Genomic DNA, 23,340 nt, shown 5'->3' on the forward strand with positions numbered 1-23,340 from the left:
GAGCCTAAGGCATTGCTGCCTTAAAGTAAGACTTACAGTGCTGCAAGTGCCGCTTCGTAGTTTGGTTCTTCAGTGATCTCTGCAACTAACTCGCTGTGTGTTACCACACCGTTTTCATCAACACATACAACTGCACGTGTTGTTAGGCCAGATAGTGGGCCTTCAGCGATCGCTACGCCGTAGTCTGATGCGAAAGTAGGAGAGCGGAAAGTCGAAGCGTGTTGAACGCCTTCAATGCCTTCTAGTTCGCAGAAGCGACCCGCAGCAAACGGAAGATCAGCAGAAATACAAACAACAACCGTGTTCTCAAGCTCTGCCGCTTTTGCGTTGAACGTGCGTACGCTCGTCGCACAAGTTGCGGTGTCGATGCTTGGGAAAATGTTTAGAACCACTTTCTTGCCTTCAAGAGAAGCAAGAGTCAGTTCAGAAAGATCGCCTGCAGTCAGTGCAAAGCTTGGAGACTTTTCACCCGTTTTTGGGAATGTGCCTGTTAGAGCTACAGCTGCGCCTTTGAAGGTAACGTGTGACATGAATTGTCCTTAGTTTAATTATGGTTATGAAACTAGTTGAGCCTAGTAAAGCTTACGTTACTCGGAAGTGGTTAAGAAGTGAATGATTTAAATGTCAGAATTGTAATTAAACGTATGTGATGTTTGGTGAGGTTTAGAGCGGAAAGGTTAATTGGAAAGTAATAAATAGAAGTATGGATAAAGAAAAACCCCGAGAGCTTGCGCTCATCGGGGTCTGTAGTCTTACTCGCAGCAATCCGGCTACTAAGTGTGCTCCATGCATCAAATCCATGATAGTGTGCTGTTATCCTTCAGCGTATTCCTTTCATCGCCTTCCTAGCGGTGTCCTTGATCTTATCCTGATCTGCCAACAATCCTCGTTAGCGCGCGTCACTTGTTCCTTGAGCGGTGTCCTTTACATCATCCTGATGTTCAGTCCTTTCCTCGTCCAGAGGTGTCCATTGTCTTTCCTTAGTAGCAACCATCCTAGTTACTATTGCGTCCATTCAATGTCCATTTCGCTATCCATGCCGATTATTCATCCTGAGTAATCGAATCTTCATCCTGAAGATAACCAAGTCCTTGGCGTTTCCTGTTCCGTGTCAGCATCCTTCCGACACCATTCATATTACCGATCTCCCATTTATCAGCAATGGTGCATAAGAGAATTTCTATATAATTATTTGAATGATAAATGTACGTTTTGTTTTATTTCAAATAGTTAAGATTATTAAGTGCTTATTTTCTCAGTTAAATAGAGATATTTACTCACTGCCTTGTGAGAGATCTCGCACAAGGCAGCGAGTAAAAAGGGAGGATTATTCCCTATTGGCCAATCGCAGCACCTTCACGACGAGGGTCTGCAGCACCTTCTAGGCCATATTTTGTGATGCGAATGGCGTGTAAACCCGAGTTAAGATCGCGAACGTTGACTTCAAATCCCATCTTTTCTAGCTCAGGTTTGAAGTTTTCCGCTGATGTTCCTTTTTCCAAATCTAAGCTACCGAAGCGGTTTAGGAAGTGCGGTTGGTTGATCGCTTGCTGAATATCCATGTCCCATTGGGTATGCGCAATGATCGCTTGTGCTACATAACCTATGATACGGCTGCCACCTGGAGAACCAATCGCCATGTAAGGTTTATCATCTTGCATAATGATGGTTGGAGCCATCGAAGAGCGTGGACGCTTACCCGGTTCAAGTCGGTTCGCGATAGGTTTGCCATCATTGTGCGTTTTGAATGAGAAGTCCGTTAGTTCGTTATTGAGCAGGAAGCCTCTCACCATTAGGCGTGAGCCAAATGCGTTCTCAATTGTGGTGGTCATTGATACGACATTGCCATCGCTATCAACAATGTTGAAGTGGCTAGTGGACGGCAGTTCAATAGAGACATCTTGGCTTCTTTGCATTACATGATCCCACGGCGGTGTGCCTGAAGGTGCGTTTGCTAGTGCCTTACCTGCGGTAATTAACTGAGCTCGTTCCTGCAAATAGTCAGTATTGACTAACCCTTGGGTTGGCATAGGTACATAATCTTGATCTGCCATATACATACCACGGTCTGCAAAGGCTAGGCGAGAAGCATCCGCTAATACTTGCCAAGACTTTGCGTCGTTTGGTCCCCATGATTTGAGGTCAAATTGCTCGGTCATCGCTAAGATTTGCCCAACCGTTAATGCACCTGAACTTGGTGGTCCCATTCCACAAATATCGTAGCTCTCATAAGCGGAACAAACGGGTTCACGTTGCTTGATTGAATAGGCGTCGAAGTCTTTCTGTGCCAATACGCCCGGATTGCCTTTGGCAGTTTGCACAGCATTGATGATGTCGGCAGAGATCTCACCCTGATAGAAGGCTTTAGCGCCATCCTTTGAGATAGCGTTTAACGTTGCCGCGTATTCTGGGTTCTTAAGTTGCATGCCAGCTGCTTTCGGGCTGCCATCGGCATTAAAGAAGTAGGCTTTAGTGGTGGCAAAGCGGCTTAGACGTTCTTGGTCGTTCTCGATCAAGGTGGCTAAGCGTGGGCTGATGGTAAAACCTTTTTCAGCCAGTTGAGCGATAGGCTTGATGAGTGAGGCCCATTCTAGCTTGCCGTATTTCTGGTGGGTATCCCACAATAATTGAACCGTACCGGGTGTACCAACTGAGCGACCCCCAACTACCGCATCATAGAATTTAAGCGGTTGGCCGTTTTCGTCTTGGAATAGACGTGGTGTAGCATCAAGTGGTGCAGTTTCACGACCATCGTAGGTTTTGAGTTGCTTGTCCTTGCCATCAAAATAAACAAGGAACGCGCCACCACCAATACCTGATGACTGAGGTTCTACCAAGCCAAGCATAAGCTGTACCGCTACCATGGCGTCAATCGCGTTACCACCTCGGGCGAGGGTGTCTGCGCCTGCTTGTGTCGCCAATGGGTTAGCTGCGGTGACCATCCAATCATTGGCTTTGACGAGTTGTTTAGTTTCTAAACCACTACTTTGTTCAGGCGCGACGGCATCGGCAGCTTGATTTGCCCAACTGACATGGGAGGCAAAAAGTAGGGTAGAAGTAGCGAGGGTTGTTAGTTTTGTTTTCCACTGCATGATCTTCTCCTTTTAATATGCAGAGCTAGATTGACAGTGGAAATAACATTTAGCCAGTGTATTGTTAATTAATTGTAATCTTTGTTCTAATTTAGAGCAGCAGTGATGAGGCTGATTGCCACAAAATACTGACGCCAATAATGGTGAATACAGCGCCGCACAAGCCATCGATATAGACAGTCGCTTCATGTAATTTTTTCTGTAAGGCTTTAGTAGATAGCATCCAAGCTAAAAGTGAAAACCAAAACAGCGACAGGCCAAATAAGATAAGCAGAGTAAAACCTTTACCTGAAAGAGACATGTCAGCAGGCACTAGGCTCGACATTAAACTAATGAAAAACACCAAAGCCTTTGGGTTGAGAATGTTAGTGGCAAAACCCTTAGAAAACGCCTCACGCTTGTTGGTTAGAATGAGATCTGTGGAATGAACAGAATCAGTGTCGTCATCGTGATGCTGGATCGTATACCAAGTGGCTTTCAAAGCGCCATAACCTAGGTACAACAAGTAACTACCACCTGCTAGTTGGATTATCGCAAATAGAGTCGGTTGCTGGTGGACCAAGTAACTTATCCCCGTTAGGCTCAGCAGTGAGTGCAGTAATATCCCGCAAGACAATCCTAAAGCAATGTACAAGCCTGTTTGTCTACCATGACGTGTCGCGTTTTGCACGACTAACGCAAAGTCAGGGCCGGGACTCATCAAAGCGATGAAGTGGATAGAGGCTAGGGTGATCAATATGGTGACTTCATTCATTGTTCGTTCTCAATAACCTTGCAGCTATTTTAAAATAAGTAATCGTATTGAGCGTAGCTTACCGTGATTTGAAATGGAGCAATTGTAAATTATCAACACTTAGTTGATTTGTGATGGTGGGACACCGAATGTGGTTTTGAAGGCCTTGGAGAAATGGGCTTGATCATAAAAGCCAACTTGGTGTGCAACCATGGTGCCACAGATCCCTGATTTAATAAGGCGCATACTCTGTTCCATACGTAAACGGCTTAGCCAAGCATAAGGAGTGATACCCATCTTATTTTTGAAGTGGCGTTGGAACTGAGTGGTGGTTAAGCCGCATAGGTCTGACAGTTGTTCTAAACGAACTGGCTGGTCCAAATTCGCCATCAAATAGTCTTTTAGCGTATCAATCGATTGATTACCCAGTTTGATGTCGCTTTTCGATCCAAACTTTGCATAACGATCGACAATCGTAGAAAACCCTTCGAAAGGTAAGCAGTCTTGAGCGAGTTGGCTGACGTTTTGAGTTATTAAAAGACGGTGTAGGTTACACAATTGTGAAAAAGCGGCTTGATCGGAGAGGATCAACTCAGAAAAGCCTAATGTATGACCATTTAGCTTGGGATCGGCAAGATCTTGAAACCATTGAGGAGAAATCGCAAATACGCTGACTTGATAACCTGAATCGAGTTTGGAGTGCCCATCATGAAGCTCATCAGGCGGCATGATAACAACTTGGCCAGCTCCGACATGGTGACTCGCACCTTGATAGACAAACTTTTGTTGGCCTTTTGTTATTAAGCCAATGTGAAAGTCCAAATGATAGTGACGCTGAAACGCGAACTCTTGGTATTGAGCTTTAATCAGGCTGATATCTTCTGTCGGTGTAGAGTAATAGTGGACTTTATCCATGGTACAAAAAAGCTTGGTCAAATAGTCATCAATTCAACCAAGCTTATCTTCGTCACTCGCAGTTGTCTTGTAAAAAACGGTCAGTTCTTTTGTTTAGCTTGTTTGTTCTTCTTGTTGTTACTCAAACCATCAAAGCTGAATACCACTAATGCCCCCCAAATAAAGGCAAAGGTAACAGCTTTGTCTGACGTAAAGGCTTCACCATAAATCAGCACGGCCAATAAGAACATTAAGCTTGGACCGATGTACTGGAAGAAACCCAGTGTCGATAGTTTTAATCGCGTAGCTGCACCCGTAAAACACAGTAAAGGGATGGTTGTAATCACACCAGCAGCAACCAGTAATAGGTTGAGCTGCATCGGGTTCATTGATAAGTCTGAGGTTGGACTATCGGCAATAAACAGTAAGTACGTTGCAGCGAGAGGCAACATTACTAGGGTTTCAATGAACAAACCTGTTTGTGCCTCTAAGCTAACTTTCTTACGTAGCAAGCCGTAGAAACCAAAACTAAAGGCTAATGCGATAGCGACAATAGGAATTGAGCCAAAGGCTATCAATTGGATAAGGACTCCGACAGCCGCTAGCGCAACCGCACACCACTGTAGTCTGCGTAAACGTTCGCCAAGGAACAGCATCCCAAGCAAGACGTTAATCAGTGGGTTGATGTAATACCCTAAGCTGGCATCGAGCATATGATTGGAATTAACCGCCCAGATAAAAATGAGCCAATTGGCACCCACCAAGATCGAAGTCGCCACCAAATAAAGCATTTTTGGTTTTGAGGTTAAGGTGTCACGAACCTTGCGCCAGCTGCGACCAATATGCAGTAAGAAAGCGAGTAGGAAAAAAGACCAAACTACACGGTGGCTAAGGATCTCTAGCGGGGAGACGTCACTTAAAGATTTGAAATATATAGGGGCGATCCCCCACATGGTGTAAGCGCCGACGGCAAGCAAGATTCCTTGGCGAGTACGTTGTTGTTCTTCAGGGGTCATACAACTTTCTCTAGCATTGAGTGCTTATTAATAAGATTTATAAGAGAGTTGGTCAGTATAGGAGCGTTAACCCTTTTCACCTAACAATTTGCGGTTTAATTCACCAGCGTTCCCCTCTACAATGTGCGCCTTGCTTGCGAATGATGCTGGCTGATTTTATACCTCGATTAGGAACCACAATGACCGCCACTCTGATTGCTGAGCAAATACCGACTCCCGCGAATGATGCGCAAAACATCTTACAAGATGTCTTTGGTTATCAAAGTTTTCGCGATGGTCAGCAAGAGGTCATCGATCTTGCCGTTGAAGGCAAAGATAGCTTGGTGATTATGCCAACTGGTGGCGGTAAGTCGCTGTGTTATCAAATTCCGGCCTTGGTTCGTGAAGGGTTAACTTTGGTTATCTCACCACTGATCTCGCTAATGAAAGACCAAGTTGACCAATTGAAGGCCAATGGCGTCGCTGCTGAGTGCATTAACTCGTCGATGCCAAGAGAAAAGCTAATCTCGGTGTTTAATCGCATGAACTCAGGCCAATTGAAAATGGTCTATGTTTCGCCAGAGCGGGTGTTGATGCGTGACTTTATCGAGCGTCTACAAGGGCTTCCTCTTTCAATGATCGCAGTCGATGAAGCGCACTGTATCTCTCAGTGGGGACACGACTTCCGCCCTGAATATGCATCATTGGGGCAACTTAAACAGTACTTCCCGCATGTACCTTATATGGCGCTAACGGCAACCGCTGACGATGCGACGCGCAAAGATATTATCTCGCGTTTGCAGTTGGTGGAGCCGCACACTTATTTAGGCAGCTTCGATCGTCCTAATATTCGTTACAACCTTGTAGAGAAACACAAGCCAGTGTCTCAGGTGGTTCGCTACCTAGAAACACAGAAAGGTAATTGCGGCATTATCTACTGTGGTAGCCGTAAAAAAGTGGAAATGGTGACCGAGAAGCTGTGCAATAACGGTCTTCGTGCGGCGGGTTATCATGCCGGAATGGACACTGATGAGCGTGCTTATGTGCAAGAGGCCTTCCAACGCGATGATATTCAGATCGTCGTGGCGACTGTGGCGTTTGGTATGGGTATCAATAAACCCAATGTACGCTTTGTGGTGCACTTTGATATTCCACGTAACATCGAATCTTACTATCAAGAGACTGGCCGTGCGGGTCGTGATGGCTTGCCTGCTGAAGCTATGATGCTGTTTGACCCTGCTGATATGGGGTGGCTGCGTCGCATGCTGGATGAGAAAGAAGAAGGCCCACAGAAACAAGTTGAAATGCACAAGCTGAACGCGATGAGTGCCTTTGCTGAAGCGCAAACTTGTCGTCGTCAGGTTCTGCTTAATTACTTTGGCGAATATCGTGAGAAGCAATGTGGTAACTGCGATATTTGCTTAGATCCACCAAAACACTTTGACGCGACCCAAGAAGCGCAAAAGGCGTTGTCTTGTGTGTACCGCGTAAATCAGTCATTTGGTATGGGTTACGTGGTTGAAGTGATGCGTGGTATGCAGAACATCCGTGTGCGCGATAATGGTCACGATAAGTTGTCTACTTACGGTATTGGTCGCGATCACAGCCACGACTACTGGATCAGTATCTTCCGTCAGTTAATTCACAAAGGCTTGTTGTTCCAGAACATCACTCGTAACTCGACTTTGCAGTTAACCGAAGAAGCACGCCCGCTGTTACGCGGTGAAATGTCTTTGGAGTTGGCAGTGCCTCGTTTGGATACCGCAGTTCGTAATGCTAAGTCCGATAAGTTAAGTAGCAAGAACTACGATAAGAAGCTGTTTGCCAAACTGCGTAAGCTGCGTAAGTCGATTGCTGATGAAGATGGCTTACCACCTTATGTTGTCTTCAGTGATGCGACCTTGATTGATATGGCCGAAATCCTACCCACATCTTACGGAGAGATGTTGGCAGTGAATGGTGTCGGTCAACGCAAACTCGATAAGTACGCTGATCCATTCTTAGATTTGATTCAAGAACACATCACCACCCACGGCTAATTGGCTGATTGCTAGTTTTCAGAAGCGTTTAGCTTATAAGAACGGTTAGTTCATAGAAAAAGAATAAGGTTGATAGGGACATGACAACAAACACAGAATTTGGCTTAAGAGAGTATTTAGCTGAGGAAGGGCGTTTATTGATTACGTCTCCAAGTTTTGATTTTGATTCTTACGAAGTGTTAGGTGAAAAGCTGGTGGCATTGCTGTCCGCTTCTGTTGTAGAAAAGCAATGGGACGCTGACATGCATTCTTGGTTGATCGATTTTGAAGACTGTCGAATGTTTTTAAAGTCTGAACATTACAGTGAATCAATCTGGTTTGAGTCGTTAAACGCTGAAGAAAGCCGAGAAGAGTTTGATTATCTCGCGACGCTTTTCAAGCGTGGCTTCTAACTTCAAGCGCATTTCTAATTTTAGGCATAGAACCTAAAAACCTCGCTTTAAAAAACATAGCTTTTAACGTCATTCGCCAATAAATGTGAGGATAAACGTTTGCGTCTATTCTCACCGTTGCAGCCAATATTGATTAATGTATAATCGCCCGCCGCTCAATAGAGCAATTTATAGATACATTTTTAATTCACATTATTGGTAAGAGCTTTCTTGGTTTATTCGAAGAAATGACTCGATTTGGGTTCCCTCACCCCCAAACCAAACTAAAAAGGTACAGCATGAGTAACTTTACCCCTGCGCAACAGCGCAAAGCCCTAGCACTATTAGTTTTGTTCCATTTGGTGATTATTGCGTCAAGCAACTATCTGGTTCAGCTACCTTTTACCGTCTTCGGTATGCACACCACTTGGGGTGCTTTCACTTTCCCGTTTATCTTCCTAGCGACCGACCTAACAGTACGCATTTTTGGCGCGCAGCTTGCTCGTAAAATCATTTTCTTAGTGATGTTGCCTGCACTAGCCGTTTCTTATTTATTGTCTGTGGTGTTCTTTGAAGGTTCATTCCAAGGCTTTAGCCAATTAGGTGAGTTCAACTTGTTTGTTGCACGTATCGCCGCGGCGAGCTTCATGGCTTATTTACTGGGTCAGATCTTGGATGTGCATGTTTTCAACCGCTTACGCCAAATGAAGCAGTGGTGGGTAGCCCCAACGTGTTCAACGCTATTTGGTAACGCGCTCGATACCATCGCGTTCTTTGCGATTGCTTTCTACCAAAGCCCAGATCCATTCATGGCTGAGCACTGGACTGAGATTGCATTGGTCGATTATGGCTTCAAGCTTATCATCAGCTTAGGTCTGTTCGTACCTATGTACGGTGTGCTACTTAATTACGTGGTTAAGAAGTTAACCGCAGTGAACCCTGACTTTAAAGCGACAGGTGTTAACGCTTAAGTTTGAGATTTGTAACGCAAAGCATTAATGCAGCGGTAATAAAAAGCCCAAGTTAGTCAACTAACTTGGGCTTTTTTAATTTCTAGCGACAGATAATTAATATCACAGGCATTCTATATTGAGCGGCCAACCAATATCAGTTTGGCGGTTCGACTCAATTTCTAGCTCAGCAGCCGTAAGAGGGTTGGCCTCCAACCATTGCTTGGACAGATTTAATGTTAGCTTGTCATCTTGTGCTGTTAACTTCACTTGCGCGACAAGGTCAGGGTTACGGCGATGAGTTAGCAAAATGGCTAAGCGTAGAATACGTAAAATACGTTTGCTACTAGTACCTGATACGGCGTGTTGCTCTGGCAGTGATGTCAGTTGCTCACGGTAGCGACGTACGAGTTCACCGAGGTAGTGCTTCTGTGCACGTGTAAAACCAGGCAAATCCAAGTTTTGTAGTAAGTATGCGCTGTGTTCGCCACCTTTTTTGAAATCGATGGTTAAACCAATTTCGTGCAGTTTAGCTGCAGTTTGCAAAAGGATACCAGCTTGAGGTTCTGATACCCATTCCTCAGCGCCCGCTTGTTCAAATAGATATTGTGCTAACGATGCAACTTGCTCACCGTAAGTGACGTCCATTTGATAGCGAGACTGAACGCTAGCTACCGTACGAGCCCTAATATCTTCTTGGCGTAACTCGTCAACCATCTCATAAGCAAGGCCTTCACGGAGTGCACCGCCGGCGAGTGTCATTGAATCAATCTCAAGCAGCTCAAAAATAGCAATTAGAATCGATAGGCCACTCGGGAATACAAGTGCACGTTCAAGGGTTAACCCTTCAATCTCTAGCTCTTCGAGTCGCTCTGCTGCCATTGCTTGTTTTTGTAGGCGTTTAAGCTTGGCGTGAGTGATGACCTCATCCATGCCTTGTGCCAACATGATTTCTTGCAAAGCTTGAACGGTGCCACTTGCACCAACACACACATCCCATCCTATATCCGTGTAGCTATCAAGGATTGGTGCCAGCGTAGATTTAGCCGCTTCAATGGCGTTGTCAAAGTTGGTTGCGGTTAATTGGCGATCTTTAAAGTGACGCTCAAGCCAAGTAACACAGCCCATCTTCAGGCTAGTTAATGCTTTCGCTGAGAAGCCTTCACCGATGATCATCTCGGTACTCGCGCCACCAATGTCAACAACTAGTCGGCGACCACTGCCACCAGAAGTGTGTGCTACGCCTTTATAGATAGTCGCAGCTTCTTCTTCACCAGAGATAACATTGATATCGTAACCAAGGATCTGGTTCGCTTTCTCTAGAAAGATACCCACATTGGTCGCTGTACGCAGGGTCGCAGTACCTACAATGCGGATATTTTCTTTAGGAATGTCTTGCAGTCGCTCTGCAAAGAGACTCAAACAGTCCCAGCCTCGCTGCATCGCTTCTTTACTAAGTGCGTTATTTTCATCTAAGCCTGCGGCTAAACGAACTTTACGCTTAATCTTAGCCATGGTTTGCACGCTGCCATCGATATGGCGCACAACGAGCATATGAAAACTGTTCGACCCGAGGTCGATTGCAGCGTAAAGCGGGGATGACACTGTTTGGCTCATAAGCGACTAAGCTTCCTTGTTATGACGCGGTTGGCGTGGGCGACGGTTCTGGTTTGGTTTACGGTTACCGTTACGTGGACCATTGTTGTTTGAGCGACGTTGTTGCGGATTACGTGTACGTAAACGCAATGGTGCCGGTAGATCTTCTAGTAGTGCAGAAGCATCGTAGTCAGACATTGGAATAGCGTGCTCGATGTATTCTTCGATTGGTGGCAAGTTGATTGCGTAATCTTCACAAGCAAAGCTGATCGAATGACCGCTTTCACCAGCACGACCTGTACGGCCGATACGGTGAACGTAATCTTCGCAATCGTCTGGCAGGTCAAAGTTGAATACGTGTGTTACTTGAGGAATGTGTAAGCCACGTGCTGCAACATCGGTTGCTACAAGTAGGTCTACATCACCTTTAGTGAACTGTTCAAGAATCTTTTCACGTTTCTTCTGTGGAACATCACCTGTTAGTAGACCAACACGATGACCATCGGCAGCCAAGTGACCCCAAACTGATTCACATTTGTGCTTCGTGTTAGCGAAGATGATTGCGCGATCTGGCCATTCTTCTTCGATTAACGTTTGTAGAAGGGCCATCTTATGTTCGTTAGAAGGGTAGAAAAGCTCTTCCTGAATGCGGTGACCTGTTTTGCGCTCTGGCTCAACAACAACATGCTCTGGGTTGTGCATGTGTTCGAACGCTAGCTCTTGTACGCGGTAAGACAGCGTCGCAGAGAACAGCATGTTCAGGCGATCTTTTGGCTCAGGCATACGGCGGAACAAGAAGCGGATGTCTTTGATGAAACCAAGATCGAACATGCGATCAGCTTCGTCAAGAACAACAGCTTGAATATGGTTAAGGTTAAATACCTTCTGCTTGTAGAAATCGATGATACGGCCAGTTGTACCAATTAAGATATCTGCGCCTTCTTCGATCTTACCTAGTTGCTTGTCGTAGCTTTCGCCACCGTAAGCAAGTGCTGCTTTGATACCTGTGCTTTCAACCAGAGAGTCAGCATCGTTGTAGATCTGAATCGCGAGTTCACGCGTTGGTGCCATAATAATCGCACGTGGCTGGTTAGGCTTGCGCCCTTCATGCTCAGGTGTTTTTAGCAGGTGATTAAAAGTAGCAGTAAGAAACGCAAGCGTTTTACCAGTACCCGTTTGGGCCTGGCCTGCAATGTCTTGGCCGGTGAGCAGTACCGGGAGCGCCAAGGCTTGGATAGGGGTACAGTAATCGAACCCTTTTTTCTCCAATCCTTCAATGACTTGCGGGAGTAAATCCAAGTCGGCGAACTTTTGCTCTGTGATATGCGTCTTTTTCATTGCTATAGAATATCAGCTTAAGCTTGCAATACGAAAGTAAATACATTCCAATAGGGCATCTATTTACTGGTTATCATCCAACCAGTTCTAAAAAATACATTGGAGTGGAAGATGAGTGATAAGATTTTGCAGCTAACTGATGACGGTTTTGATAACGATGTGATCAATGCTGCAGGCCCGGTTCTTGTTGATTTTTGGGCTGAATGGTGTGGTCCTTGTAAGATGATTGCTCCGATTCTTGATGAAATCGCAGACGAGTACGAAGGCAAGCTCACTATCGGTAAATTAAATATCGACCAAAACGCAGGAACTCCACCAAAATTTGGTATTCGCGGTATTCCAACGCTACTTCTTTTCAAAGATGGTGGCGTAGCAGCAACTAAAGTTGGTGCATTGTCTAAAACTCAACTTAAAGAGTTCCTAGACGCTAACCTTTAATTAGGTGAGCATTTGAAAAGAAACCGCGCAGTTAACAAATGCGCGGTTTTGTTTTTTCTAAGCTATGGACTAGTCTTAGTTTTAGTGCTAATTTATCGCACGTTAATTGAACGAATTTCTCTTCTTGGTCGATCCTGCGTGACCAAATCCTTCTTAACTTAAGAAAACAGATCCTATTTTGACTAAACAAACTTCCACCACTATGAATCTTACTGAACTGAAGAACAGACCAGTGTCTGAACTTGTTAAACTTAGCGAAAGCCTAGGTCTTGAAAATCAAGCTCGCTTAAGAAAACAAGACATTATCTTCTCCATCCTTAAAGCGCATGCAAAAAGTGGTGAAGACATCTTTGGTGATGGTGTTCTAGAAATTCTTCAAGACGGTTTTGGTTTCCTGCGTAGCGGCGACAGCTCATACCTTGCTGGGCCAGATGATATTTATGTATCACCAAGCCAGATTCGTCGTTTTAACCTTCGCACAGGTGATTCTATTGGCGGTAAAATCCGCCCACCTAAAGATGGCGAGCGTTACTTTGCACTACTTAAAGTAAACACGGTTAACTACGACAAGCCAGACAACGCACGTAACAAAATCCTTTTTGAAAACCTTACTCCTCTTCATGCCAACGAACGTATGGTGATGGAAGCTGGTAATGGTGCGACTGAAGATATCACAGCCCGAATCCTTGACCTTGCTTCACCAATTGGTAAAGGTCAGCGTGGTCTGATTGTTGCTCCGCCTAAAGCGGGTAAAACAATGCTGCTGCAAAATATCGCTCAAAGCATTGCTCGCAACCATCCAGAGTGTGAACTAATGGTTCTACTTATCGATGAGCGTCCAGAAGAAGTAACAGAAATGCAGCGCCTAGTTAAAGGTGAAGTAATTGCATCGACTTTCGATGAGCCAGCATCTCGCCACGTACAAGTAGCAGAAATGGTAATCGAGAAGGCGAAGCGCCTTGTTGAACACAAGAAAGACGTGGTTATCCTACTGGACTCAATCACTCGTCTCGCTCGTGCTTACAACACCGTGATTCCTTCATCTGGTAAAGTTCTTACTGGTGGTGTTGATGCGAATGCTCTACATCGTCCAAAGCGCTTCTTTGGTGCGGCACGTAACGTAGAAGAAGGCGGTAGCTTAACTATCATCGCAACAGCACTGGTTGATACTGGTTCTAAGATGGATGAAGTTATCTACGAAGAGTTCAAAGGTACAGGTAACATGGAACTGCACCTTAACCGTAAGATTGCGGAAAAACGCGTATTCCCAGCGATTGATTTCAACCGCTCTGGTACTCGTCGTGAAGAGCTTCTTACTAAGAACGATGAATTACAGAAGATGTGGATCCTGCGTAAGATTGTTCACCCAATGGGCGAAATCGACGCGATGGAATTCCTTATCGACAAGCTAGCAATGACTAAAACGAACGATGAGTTCTTTGACGCAATGCGCCGTCAGTAACCTTGACGGGTTTATAGTTATCAAAAAGCGCTGCCTTCGGGTGGCGCTTTTTATTTGCATTTTACAGCGCTAGCTTGCAGAATGACCAAAAGTGTTAAAAGGAAGTTAAAATGCAACATGGACTGTTGTCATCATTACTCCTGTCTACTTCACTGTTATTTTCACCGGTTGGTATGAGCTATGCCACCGAGATGTCTCCACTTACAGTTGAGTCTTGGCTTGAGAATGATCAAGTAAAACTGAAAACTGCTGAATTACTCGAGCTTGTTGTGCGTGATGAAGTCAATTCGTTACGTTTCGCGCTTGAGCGTCTGACATTTCCTCAGCAAGAGGTAGCTCGTTACCAACTTTTGAAGAAGATTGAGCAACAAAAAATTGCACTCACCCCTAAGATGTCTATCTTCATCGAGCAACAACTTGATCTCACGCCGACTTACCAAGTTTTAGAGCGTGGTGATGGATATGAGTTCACGGTACCTGCCTTTAATTACCCTTCGATTGCTAATCGATTAATCAAACAGTGGCACCAAGACCAAACAACATTGGTATTTGTGTTAGATGCAGAAAAACAAGAGCTCGACCTAAAAGAGTGGCTATCTGGCCCTGAGCATCAAGTTCAAACGCGAGAGGCTCTGTTAATAAGAGAGCTAGATAGTTTGTCACCTGAAGCGGTTGATTATCTGACTAAGCAACTCACCGCATCTTCTATTGTTAGTTGGTTACCTTCTACAGAGGTGGTGGTTCGGTTAGCGCAAGTCAGCGAAGACCCGGAGGTCTACAAGATTCTATGGCGAATGAAGGCCGATTATCATAGTCAAGCCGAACTAGTGCGCCTTGCTGAAACTAAACAAACGTTCGCGCTTGAACAGGTAATGGCGGCGACTAAGAATCCGCGCTTGAAAGATGAGGCGATAACTTTGCTTACCAAGGTTAATCCGTTATCAGAAGAAGTGAAGCAGTTCCTTGTCTCTCGGATGGCGATTGCCGATGAAGCGCCATTAGTCGCGCGTGAACTGGCCAAACAAGGTCACACTCGCTGGTTGCAAGACCTCGTCAATGATAACCCTCAGGTGAAGAGCTCTTTGATCGAGCAAGCATTACCGTAAAGTGGATTTTGCCTCTCAATAACCACATTAAAAAGGGGGATCTCAGCGTCACCCTTTTTGATATACTGAGCGCAGAATAATCAGCATGTAGAAGTCCTATGAGTTTTAAAGATTTACGTGATTTTATCGACCATCTTGAAAGTATTGGTCAGTTGAAACGCATTTCTCACCCTGTCGATCCAGACTACGAAATGACCGAGATTAGCGACCGTACTCTACGTGCTGGTGGCCCGGCTCTTTTGTTTGAAAATCCTGTAGGCTATGACATGCCTGTTTTGACTAACCTATTTGGTACACCTAACCGTGTGGCTATTGGTATGGGTCGTCAGGAAGTAAAAGAACTGCGTGAAGTGGGCAAGTTGCTTGCTTACCTAAAAGAGCCTGAGCCCCCAAAAGGCTTTAAAGACGCTCTTGATAAGCTGCCAGTGTTTAAGCAAGTCTTAAACATGCCGGCTAAACGCCTTCGCAAAGCGGCTTGCCAACAAGTGGTTTGGCAAGGTAATGAGGTCGACCTAGATAAAATTCCTGTGATGAGTTGCTGGGCCGACGATGTCGCGCCATTGCTAACATGGGGTTTAACGGTTACTCGTGGTCCAAATAAAAAACGCCAAAACTTAGGTATCTATCGCCAGCAAAAGATCGGTAAAAACAAAATCATCATGCGTTGGTTAGCCCATCGTGGTGGTGCGCTTGATCTACGCGATTGGATGGAAACCAACCCAGGTAAACCATTTCCGATATCTGTAGCATTTGGCGCAGACCCTGCCACCATTCTTGGCGCGGTGACACCAGTACCAGATACCTTATCGGAATACGCATTTGCAGGATTGCTGCGTGGTAGTAAAACTGAGGTCGTTAAATCAATCAGTAATGACCTAGAGGTACCAGCAAGTGCGGAAATCGTAATGGAAGGCTACATCGACCCGAATGAGTTCGCGGACGAAGGCCCATACGGAGACCACACGGGTTACTACAACGAGAAAGAAAAGCACCACGTATTTACGATTACTCATGTAACCATGCGCGAGAACCCTATTTATCACAGCACGTATACTGGCCGTCCGCCTGATGAGCCAGCGGTATTGGGTGTTGCACTAAATGAAGTGTTTGTTCCTATTCTTCAAAAGCAGTTCCCTGAGATCGAAGATTTCTACCTGCCGCCTGAAGGTTGTTCGTACCGAATGGCGGTAGTGACAATGAAGAAGCAATACCCAGGTCACGCTAAGCGAGTGATGATGGGTGTATGGTCTTTCTTGCGTCAATTCATGTACACCAAATTTGTATTGGTGTGCGATGAGGATGTGAACGCACGTGATTGGTCTCAAGTAACCGCTGCGATGTGTAAATATATGGATCCGTCACGCGATAGCTTGATGATAGAGAACACACCGATCGACTCGTTAGATTTTGCGTCTCCAGTGGTTGGATTGGGTTCTAAGATGGGCTTAGACATCACCAAGAAGTGGGATGCGGAGTTAGCATTATCGCCAGACGTTGAATCTGCGCCTGTAAGTAGTGAACATATCGAAGGTAGCCTGGCTGAGTTAACTAAGGCTCACCCTGAAATTATTGATATTCATCTACAGAACGACAACGCCAGCATGGTTGTCGTGTCTATTGATAAGCAAGCTGCAGGTAACGGTAAGAAAATCATGGAAGCGGTTTGGTCTCAATTTGATGAGAATAAATTTGTTATCGTGTGTGATGGTGATGTCAACGTGAGTGATTGGAATGACATCATTTGGGCGGTGACCACAAGAATGGACCCGGCCAGAGATACATTGTTCCTGCAGAATGAAACTGGACACTCAAAAATGGGTCTAGATGCGACTAATAAATGGGAAGGTGAATGCCTTCGTGAGTGGGGGGTGCCAATTACAAAAGATCCTGAGCTCGTCAAAAAGATTGATAGCATTTGGGAACAGCTAGGAATTTCATGAGCTACCAAGTAGTCTTATATCCAGAAAACATCAGTTTCACAGTAGGAAAAGGGCAAACGATCTTGGATGCTGCGCTCAACAGCAATATCAATTTCCCGAATCGTTGCCAAGTTGGCGCATGCGCGATGTGTATGTGCAAAAAATTAGAAGGCCAAGTGAGTTACCACCTTGAACCCATGCTCACAGAGAAAGAGCAGTTACAAGGTTGGATTTTTGCTTGCCAAGCATTTGCAGAAAGTAATTTAGTTCTAACCTTTGCCGATTAAGGGTTAGTGAGAGGAAGAACATGACTATTAAATGTAAAGTGAAATCTATCGAGCCTTTGGCTTGTAACACTTACCAAATCCTACTTCACCCAGAAACACCGGTCGCTTTTAAAGCGGGACAATACTTGATGGTTGAAATGGGTGAAAAAGACAAGCGCCCATTTTCGATTGCAAGTAGCCCTTGTCGCCATGAAGGCGAGCTTGAGTTACACATTGGTGCTGCTGAGCACAATGCTTACGCGTTAGAAGTTGTTGAGGCGATGAAAAAAGCACAATCTGAAGATGGTGATATTGCTATTGATGCTCCTCACGGTAACGCGTGGGTTAAAGAAGAAAGCGAACGTCCTCTATTATTGATTGCTGGTGGTACTGGTTTCAGCTATGTACGTTCGATTCTTGATCACTGTATTGCACAAAACAGCAAGAAAGAGATTCACTTATACTGGGGCGCAAAAGATGAGTGCCAGTTATATGCGAAAGAAGAGTTAGTCGATATTGCAGAAAAACATAGCAACGTACACTTTGTACCTGTTGTAGAACAAGCTCCTGAGGTTTGGCATGGTCAAACAGGTAATGTGCTTGAAGCTATTACGCAAAGCTTCGAATCATTAGCTGATTTCGATATCTATATTGCAGGCCGTTTTGAAATGGCGGGTGCAGCAAGAGACTTATTTACTCAAAACAAAGACGCAAAGCGCGACCATATGTACGCTGATGCTTACGCGTTTATCTAACAATACCTTTAGATTTTGAGTAAAAAGAGAGCAGAAATGCTCTCTTTTTTACGTTTAGGTGAACTATTAGGCAGTTAACCCCTATTTATTCATTTTTTATGAAAAAGTAGTTGCTAAGCTGAGAGGGTTCCCTATAATGCGACACCACTGAGACGGCAGACGCCACAAGGCTTCAGCAAGAATCAGTAAGACGGAAAGCGACAAAAAATTAATTTTCAAAAAGTGTTTGACACTGAATGTTAATTCGCTAGAATGGCCGTCCACTTCGAGAGGCACCTTACTTAAAAGGAGCGCTTGAGAAGTAAAGCTCTTTAACAATTTAAACCTATCAATCTGTGTGGGCACTCGTTGATGAATATCAAAACGTTTTATCCTTTTGGATAAAACAGTTACTTCGGTAACAAACTTGATTTCAATGAACTGAGTGACCAATACGTTTAACTACTTGTAGTTATTCGGCACAGTCAATTCATTACCATTCTGTTGGAATGGTAATAGCTTTAAAATTACACTCTTTATTTATAAAGAATAGTTTTGAAGTCAGTATTCGTTGAGTCACAAAATCTTAAATTGAAGAGTTTGATCATGGCTCAGATTGAACGCTGGCGGCAGGCCTAACACATGCAAGTCGAGCGGAAACGACACTAACAATCCTTCGGGTGCGTTAATGGGCGTCGAGCGGCGGACGGGTGAGTAATGCCTAGGAAATTGCCTTGATGTGGGGGATAACCATTGGAAACGATGGCTAATACCGCATGATGCCTACGGGCCAAAGAGGGGGACCTTCGGGCCTCTCGCGTCAAGATATGCCTAGGTGGGATTAGCTAGTTGGTGAGGTAATGGCTCACCAAGGCGACGATCCCTAGCTGGTCTGAGAGGATGATCAGCCACACTGGAACTGAGACACGGTCCAGACTCCTACGGGAGGCAGCAGTGGGGAATATTGCACAATGGGCGAAAGCCTGATGCAGCCATGCCGCGTGTATGAAGAAGGCCTTCGGGTTGTAAAGTACTTTCAGTTGTGAGGAAGGGTGTGTAGTTAATAGCTGCGCATCTTGACGTTAGCAACAGAAGAAGCACCGGCTAACTCCGTGCCAGCAGCCGCGGTAATACGGAGGGTGCGAGCGTTAATCGGAATTACTGGGCGTAAAGCGCATGCAGGTGGTTCATTAAGTCAGATGTGAAAGCCCGGGGCTCAACCTCGGAACTGCATTTGAAACTGGTGAACTAGAGTACTGTAGAGGGGGGTAGAATTTCAGGTGTAGCGGTGAAATGCGTAGAGATCTGAAGGAATACCAGTGGCGAAGGCGGCCCCCTGGACAGATACTGACACTCAGATGCGAAAGCGTGGGGAGCAAACAGGATTAGATACCCTGGTAGTCCACGCCGTAAACGATGTCTACTTGGAGGTTGTGGCCTTGAGCCGTGGCTTTCGGAGCTAACGCGTTAAGTAGACCGCCTGGGGAGTACGGTCGCAAGATTAAAACTCAAATGAATTGACGGGGGCCCGCACAAGCGGTGGAGCATGTGGTTTAATTCGATGCAACGCGAAGAACCTTACCTACTCTTGACATCCAGAGAAGCCAGCGGAGACGCAGGTGTGCCTTCGGGAGCTCTGAGACAGGTGCTGCATGGCTGTCGTCAGCTCGTGTTGTGAAATGTTGGGTTAAGTCCCGCAACGAGCGCAACCCTTATCCTTGTTTGCCAGCGAGTCATGTCGGGAACTCCAGGGAGACTGCCGGTGATAAACCGGAGGAAGGTGGGGACGACGTCAAGTCATCATGGCCCTTACGAGTAGGGCTACACACGTGCTACAATGGCGCATACAGAGGGCAGCAAGCTAGCGATAGTGAGCGAATCCCAAAAAGTGCGTCGTAGTCCGGATTGGAGTCTGCAACTCGACTCCATGAAGTCGGAATCGCTAGTAATCGTGAATCAGAATGTCACGGTGAATACGTTCCCGGGCCTTGTACACACCGCCCGTCACACCATGGGAGTGGGCTGCAAAAGAAGTGGGTAGTTTAACCTTTCGGGGAGGACGCTCACCACTTTGTGGTTCATGACTGGGGTGAAGTCGTAACAAGGTAGCCCTAGGGGAACCTGGGGCTGGATCACCTCCTTATACGAAGATATTTACGATGAGTGTCCACACAGATTGATGGTTTAGATTTAGTTAAAGCCAGAGCTTTAATTAATAACGTAAGTTATTGATTAAAGCTTTTTGCTTTATGCTCTTTAACAATTTGGAAAGCTGACTGATTGATTACTTACGAGTAATTCAATCAAATTTAAAAGTTCTCAATGTTTATCTTTCATTAGATAAACACAACAAACACATTCAAGTGTCTTGTATTCGAATCAATGTTTACATTGATTCACAATTGAGTCCGGCAAACAGTTATCAAGAATTAACCCTTCTTGATGACAACCAAAAACCTTGGTTAGTTGCCATACACTAAGACCCTTTCGGGTTGTATGGTTAAGTGACTAAGCGTACACGGTGGATGCCTTGGCAGTCAGAGGCGATGAAAGGCGTAATAACTTGCGATAAGCCCAGATTAGGTAGTAATAACCTTTGAGTCTGGGATTCCTGAATGGGGAAACCCACTTGCATAAGCAAGTATCCTGTTGTGAATACATAGCAACAGGAGGCAAACCGGGGGAACTGAAACATCTAAGTACCCCGAGGAAGAGAAATCAACCGAGATTCCGAAAGTAGCGGCGAGCGAAATTGGATTAGCCCTTAAGCTTTTAATGATGCAGGTGAAGAGTCTGGAAAGTCTCGCAACAAAGGGTGATAGCCCCGTAACCGACACATCATAATCAGTGAAAACGAGTAGGGCGGGACACGTGATATCCTGTCTGAATATGGGGGGACCATCCTCCAAGGCTAAATACTACTGACTGACCGATAGTGAACCAGTACCGTGAGGGAAAGGCGAAAAGAACCCCTGTGAGGGGAGTGAAATAGAACCTGAAACCGTGTACGTACAAGCAGTAGGAGCACCTTCGTGGTGTGACTGCGTACCTTTTGTATAATGGGTCAGCGACTTAATTTTAGTAGCAAGGTTAACCGTTTAGGGGAGCCGTAGGGAAACCGAGTCTTAACTGGGCGTACAGTTGCTAGGATTAGACCCGAAACCAGGTGATCTAGCCATGGGCAGGTTGAAGGTTGAGTAACATCAACTGGAGGACCGAACCGACTAATGTTGAAAAATTAGCGGATGACTTGTGGCTAGGGGTGAAAGGCCAATCAAACCTGGAGATAGCTGGTTCTCCCCGAAAGCTATTTAGGTAGCGCCTCGGACGAATACTACTGGGGGTAGAGCACTGTTAAGGCTAGGGGGTCATCCCGACTTACCAACCCTTTGCAAACTCCGAATACCAGTAAGTACTATCCGGGAGACACACGGCGGGTGCTAACGTCCGTCGTGGAGAGGGAAACAACCCAGACCGCCAGCTAAGGTCCCAAAGTATAGCTAAGTGGGAAACGATGTGGGAAGGCTCAGACAGCCAGGATGTTGGCTTAGAAGCAGCCATCATTTAAAGAAAGCGTAATAGCTCACTGGTCGAGTCGGCCTGCGCGGAAGATGTAACGGGGCTAAGCTATACACCGAAGCTGCGGCTACGTACCTTAGGGTATGTGGGGTAGGGGAGCGTTCTGTAAGCCGTTGAAGGTGGTCTGTAAGGGCTGCTGGAGGTATCAGAAGTGCGAATGCTGACATGAGTAACGATAAAGGGAGTGAAAAACTCCCTCGCCGGAAGACCAAGGGTTCCTGTCCAACGTTAATCGGGGCAGGGTAAGTCGACTCCTAAGGCGAGGCCGAAAGGCGTAGTCGATGGGAAACGGGTTAATATTCCCGTACTTCTTACAATTGCGATGGGGGGACGGAGAAGGCTAGGTGGGCCTGGCGACGGTTGTCCAGGTTCAAGTACGTAGGCGGGTGGTTTAGGTAAATCCGGACCGCTACTAACGCTGAGATACGATGTCGAGTTACTACGGTAGTGAAGTCATTGATGCCATGCTTCCAGGAAAAGCCTCTAAGCTTCAGATTGTAAGGAATCGTACCCCAAACCGACACAGGTGGTCGGGTAGAGAATACCAAGGCGCTTGAGAGAACTCGGGTGAAGGAACTAGGCAAAATGGTACCGTAACTTCGGGAGAAGGTACGCTCTTATCAGTGAAGTCCCTTGCGGATGGAGCAGACGAGAGTCGCAGATACCAGGTGGCTGCAACTGTTTATTAAAAACACAGCACTGTGCAAAATCGTAAGATGACGTATACGGTGTGACGCCTGCCCGGTGCCGGAAGGTTAATTGATGGGGTTAGACTTCGGTCGAAGCTCTTGATCGAAGCCCCGGTAAACGGCGGCCGTAACTATAACGGTCCTAAGGTAGCGAAATTCCTTGTCGGGTAAGTTCCGACCTGCACGAATGGCGTAATGATGGCCACGCTGTCTCCACCCGAGACTCAGTGAAATTGAAATCGCTGTGAAGATGCAGTGTACCCGCGGCTAGACGGAAAGACCCCGTGAACCTTTACTACAGCTTGGCACTGAACATTGAACCTACATGTGTAGGATAGGTGGGAGACTATGAAATTGCGTCGCTAGATGTGATGGAGTCGTCCTTGAAATACCACCCTTGTAGTTTTGATGTTCTAACGTTGGTCCCTGAATCGGGATTACGGACAGTGCCTGGTGGGTAGTTTGACTGGGGCGGTCTCCTCCCAAAGAGTAACGGAGGAGCACGAAGGTGGGCTAAACACGGTTGGACATCGTGTGGTTAGTGCAATGGCATAAGCCCGCTTGACTGCGAGAATGACAATTCGAGCAGGTGCGAAAGCAGGTCATAGTGATCCGGTGGTTCTGAATGGAAGGGCCATCGCTCAACGGATAAAAGGTACTCCGGGGATAACAGGCTGATACCGCCCAAGAGTTCATATCGACGGCGGTGTTTGGCACCTCGATGTCGGCTCATCACATCCTGGGGCTGAAGTCGGTCCCAAGGGTATGGCTGTTCGCCATTTAAAGTGGTACGCGAGCTGGGTTTAGAACGTCGTGAGACAGTTCGGTCCCTATCTGCCGTGGGCGTTGGAAAATTGAAAGGGGCTGCTCCTAGTACGAGAGGACCGGAGTGGACGAACCTCTGGTGTTCGGGTTGTCATGCCAATGGCATTGCCCGGTAGCTAAGTTCGGAATCGATAACCGCTGAAAGCATCTAAGCGGGAAGCGAGCCTTGAGATGAGTTTTCCCTGGCACTATAAGTGTCCTAAAGGGTTGTCGTAGACTACGACGTTGATAGGCAGGGTGTGTAAGTGCTGCGAGGCATTGAGCTAACCTGTACTAATTGCCCGTGAGGCTTAACCATACAACACCCAAGGGGT

General features: G+C 46.0%; 16 protein-coding genes and 2 rRNA genes. 11 read left to right on the plus strand and 7 right to left on the minus strand.

What is annotated here, in order from left to right:
- Nucleotides 1-32 precede the first annotated feature (32 nt).
- The 5 genes from tpx to rarD form a co-directional block, all read right to left on the minus strand.
- The gene (gene tpx, locus SJY39_RS21285) at nucleotides 33-530 is read right to left on the minus strand and encodes a thiol peroxidase (RefSeq protein WP_010440678.1); all 498 of its coding nucleotides are present in this window, start codon (nucleotides 528-530) and stop codon (nucleotides 33-35) included.
- 804 nt (nucleotides 531-1,334) lie between these two features.
- Complete coding sequence (gene ggt / locus SJY39_RS21290; protein WP_102386677.1) at nucleotides 1,335-3,092, minus strand: gamma-glutamyltransferase; 1,758 nt, start codon at nucleotides 3,090-3,092, stop codon at nucleotides 1,335-1,337.
- Nucleotides 3,093-3,183: 91 nt separating this feature from the next.
- A complete protein-coding gene (locus SJY39_RS21295) occupies nucleotides 3,184-3,846 on the minus strand; it encodes a LysE family translocator (RefSeq protein ID WP_102386678.1) in 663 nt (220 codons plus the stop codon).
- Between the two features lie 99 nt (nucleotides 3,847-3,945).
- The gene (locus SJY39_RS21300) at nucleotides 3,946-4,740 is read right to left on the minus strand and encodes an AraC family transcriptional regulator (RefSeq protein WP_010440685.1); all 795 of its coding nucleotides are present in this window, start codon (nucleotides 4,738-4,740) and stop codon (nucleotides 3,946-3,948) included.
- Nucleotides 4,741-4,820: 80 nt separating this feature from the next.
- A complete protein-coding gene (gene rarD, locus SJY39_RS21305) occupies nucleotides 4,821-5,735 on the minus strand; it encodes an EamA family transporter RarD (protein ID WP_010440687.1) in 915 nt (304 codons plus the stop codon).
- Nucleotides 5,736-5,914: 179 nt separating this feature from the next.
- On the opposite strand from rarD, the gene recQ reads away from it, so the two are divergent.
- From recQ to SJY39_RS21320, 3 genes are all read left to right on the plus strand, one after another.
- Entirely contained in the window at nucleotides 5,915-7,753 is a 1,839-nt protein-coding gene (recQ, locus tag SJY39_RS21310; RefSeq protein ID WP_010440689.1) for an ATP-dependent DNA helicase RecQ, read from the plus strand.
- Between the two features lie 80 nt (nucleotides 7,754-7,833).
- A complete protein-coding gene (locus SJY39_RS21315) occupies nucleotides 7,834-8,145 on the plus strand; it encodes a DUF3630 family protein (RefSeq protein ID WP_010440691.1) in 312 nt (103 codons plus the stop codon).
- A gap of 278 nt (nucleotides 8,146-8,423) precedes the next feature.
- The gene (locus SJY39_RS21320) at nucleotides 8,424-9,095 is read left to right on the plus strand and encodes a 7-cyano-7-deazaguanine/7-aminomethyl-7-deazaguanine transporter (protein WP_010440693.1); all 672 of its coding nucleotides are present in this window, start codon (nucleotides 8,424-8,426) and stop codon (nucleotides 9,093-9,095) included.
- A gap of 102 nt (nucleotides 9,096-9,197) precedes the next feature.
- On the opposite strand, the gene gppA is transcribed toward SJY39_RS21320, so the two are convergent.
- Entirely contained in the window at nucleotides 9,198-10,691 is a 1,494-nt protein-coding gene (gppA, locus tag SJY39_RS21325; protein WP_010440695.1) for a guanosine-5'-triphosphate,3'-diphosphate diphosphatase, read from the minus strand.
- Nucleotides 10,692-10,697: 6 nt separating this feature from the next.
- Nucleotides 10,698-12,008 (minus strand): ATP-dependent RNA helicase RhlB, encoded by a 1,311-nt coding sequence (gene rhlB / locus SJY39_RS21330; protein WP_010440697.1) that lies wholly within the window; start codon nucleotides 12,006-12,008, stop codon nucleotides 10,698-10,700.
- 111 nt (nucleotides 12,009-12,119) lie between these two features.
- Here rhlB and trxA point away from each other — a divergent pair, with 111 nt between their 5' ends.
- From trxA to SJY39_RS21370, 8 genes are all read left to right on the plus strand, one after another.
- Nucleotides 12,120-12,446: a thioredoxin TrxA gene (trxA, locus tag SJY39_RS21335; RefSeq protein WP_010440700.1), complete on the plus strand. Its 327-nt coding sequence runs from the start codon at nucleotides 12,120-12,122 to the stop codon at nucleotides 12,444-12,446.
- Between the two features lie 202 nt (nucleotides 12,447-12,648).
- Nucleotides 12,649-13,908 (plus strand): transcription termination factor Rho, encoded by a 1,260-nt coding sequence (rho, locus tag SJY39_RS21340; RefSeq protein ID WP_010440702.1) that lies wholly within the window; start codon nucleotides 12,649-12,651, stop codon nucleotides 13,906-13,908.
- Between the two features lie 110 nt (nucleotides 13,909-14,018).
- Entirely contained in the window at nucleotides 14,019-15,014 is a 996-nt protein-coding gene (locus SJY39_RS21345; protein ID WP_010440704.1) for a hypothetical protein, read from the plus strand.
- 98 nt (nucleotides 15,015-15,112) lie between these two features.
- The gene (gene ubiD / locus SJY39_RS21350; protein ID WP_010440706.1) at nucleotides 15,113-16,954 is read left to right on the plus strand and encodes a 4-hydroxy-3-polyprenylbenzoate decarboxylase; all 1,842 of its coding nucleotides are present in this window, start codon (nucleotides 15,113-15,115) and stop codon (nucleotides 16,952-16,954) included.
- A complete protein-coding gene (locus SJY39_RS21355; RefSeq protein ID WP_016767813.1) occupies nucleotides 16,951-17,220 on the plus strand; it encodes a 2Fe-2S iron-sulfur cluster-binding protein in 270 nt (89 codons plus the stop codon). Before ubiD ends, SJY39_RS21355 begins: the two co-directional genes overlap by 4 nt.
- Nucleotides 17,221-17,240: 20 nt before the next feature.
- Nucleotides 17,241-17,954: an NAD(P)H-flavin reductase gene (fre, locus tag SJY39_RS21360; protein ID WP_010440710.1), complete on the plus strand. Its 714-nt coding sequence runs from the start codon at nucleotides 17,241-17,243 to the stop codon at nucleotides 17,952-17,954.
- A 567-nt stretch (nucleotides 17,955-18,521) separates the two neighbouring features.
- Nucleotides 18,522-20,076, plus strand: a 16S ribosomal RNA gene (locus tag SJY39_RS21365).
- A gap of 355 nt (nucleotides 20,077-20,431) precedes the next feature.
- Nucleotides 20,432-23,324 (plus strand): 23S ribosomal RNA (locus SJY39_RS21370).
- The 16S and 23S rRNA genes sit together here, the layout of an rRNA operon.
- The last annotated feature ends 16 nt before the right edge of the window (nucleotides 23,325-23,340 follow it).

Origin of the sequence: Vibrio sp. R78045, from assembly GCF_042466085.1 — a bacterium.
In the GTDB taxonomy this organism is placed as follows: domain Bacteria; phylum Pseudomonadota; class Gammaproteobacteria; order Enterobacterales; family Vibrionaceae; genus Vibrio; species Vibrio cyclitrophicus.

Bases quoted from the DNA above. Each gene is read 5' to 3' on its own strand.
- tpx (WP_010440678.1), bottom strand. From the start codon at position 530: ATGTCACACGTTACCTTCAAAGGCGCAGCTGTAGCTCTAACAGGCACA.
- ggt (WP_102386677.1), bottom strand. From the start codon at position 3,092: ATGCAGTGGAAAACAAAACTAACAACCCTCGCTACTTCTACCCTACTT.
- SJY39_RS21295 (WP_102386678.1), bottom strand. From the start codon at position 3,846: ATGAATGAAGTCACCATATTGATCACCCTAGCCTCTATCCACTTCATC.
- SJY39_RS21300 (WP_010440685.1), bottom strand. From the start codon at position 4,740: ATGGATAAAGTCCACTATTACTCTACACCGACAGAAGATATCAGCCTG.
- rarD (WP_010440687.1), bottom strand. From the start codon at position 5,735: ATGACCCCTGAAGAACAACAACGTACTCGCCAAGGAATCTTGCTTGCC.
- recQ (WP_010440689.1), top strand. From the start codon at position 5,915: ATGACCGCCACTCTGATTGCTGAGCAAATACCGACTCCCGCGAATGAT.
- SJY39_RS21315 (WP_010440691.1), top strand. From the start codon at position 7,834: ATGACAACAAACACAGAATTTGGCTTAAGAGAGTATTTAGCTGAGGAA.
- SJY39_RS21320 (WP_010440693.1), top strand. From the start codon at position 8,424: ATGAGTAACTTTACCCCTGCGCAACAGCGCAAAGCCCTAGCACTATTA.
- gppA (WP_010440695.1), bottom strand. From the start codon at position 10,691: ATGAGCCAAACAGTGTCATCCCCGCTTTACGCTGCAATCGACCTCGGG.
- rhlB (WP_010440697.1), bottom strand. From the start codon at position 12,008: ATGAAAAAGACGCATATCACAGAGCAAAAGTTCGCCGACTTGGATTTA.
- trxA (WP_010440700.1), top strand. From the start codon at position 12,120: ATGAGTGATAAGATTTTGCAGCTAACTGATGACGGTTTTGATAACGAT.
- rho (WP_010440702.1), top strand. From the start codon at position 12,649: ATGAATCTTACTGAACTGAAGAACAGACCAGTGTCTGAACTTGTTAAA.
- SJY39_RS21345 (WP_010440704.1), top strand. From the start codon at position 14,019: ATGCAACATGGACTGTTGTCATCATTACTCCTGTCTACTTCACTGTTA.
- ubiD (WP_010440706.1), top strand. From the start codon at position 15,113: ATGAGTTTTAAAGATTTACGTGATTTTATCGACCATCTTGAAAGTATT.
- SJY39_RS21355 (WP_016767813.1), top strand. From the start codon at position 16,951: ATGAGCTACCAAGTAGTCTTATATCCAGAAAACATCAGTTTCACAGTA.
- fre (WP_010440710.1), top strand. From the start codon at position 17,241: ATGACTATTAAATGTAAAGTGAAATCTATCGAGCCTTTGGCTTGTAAC.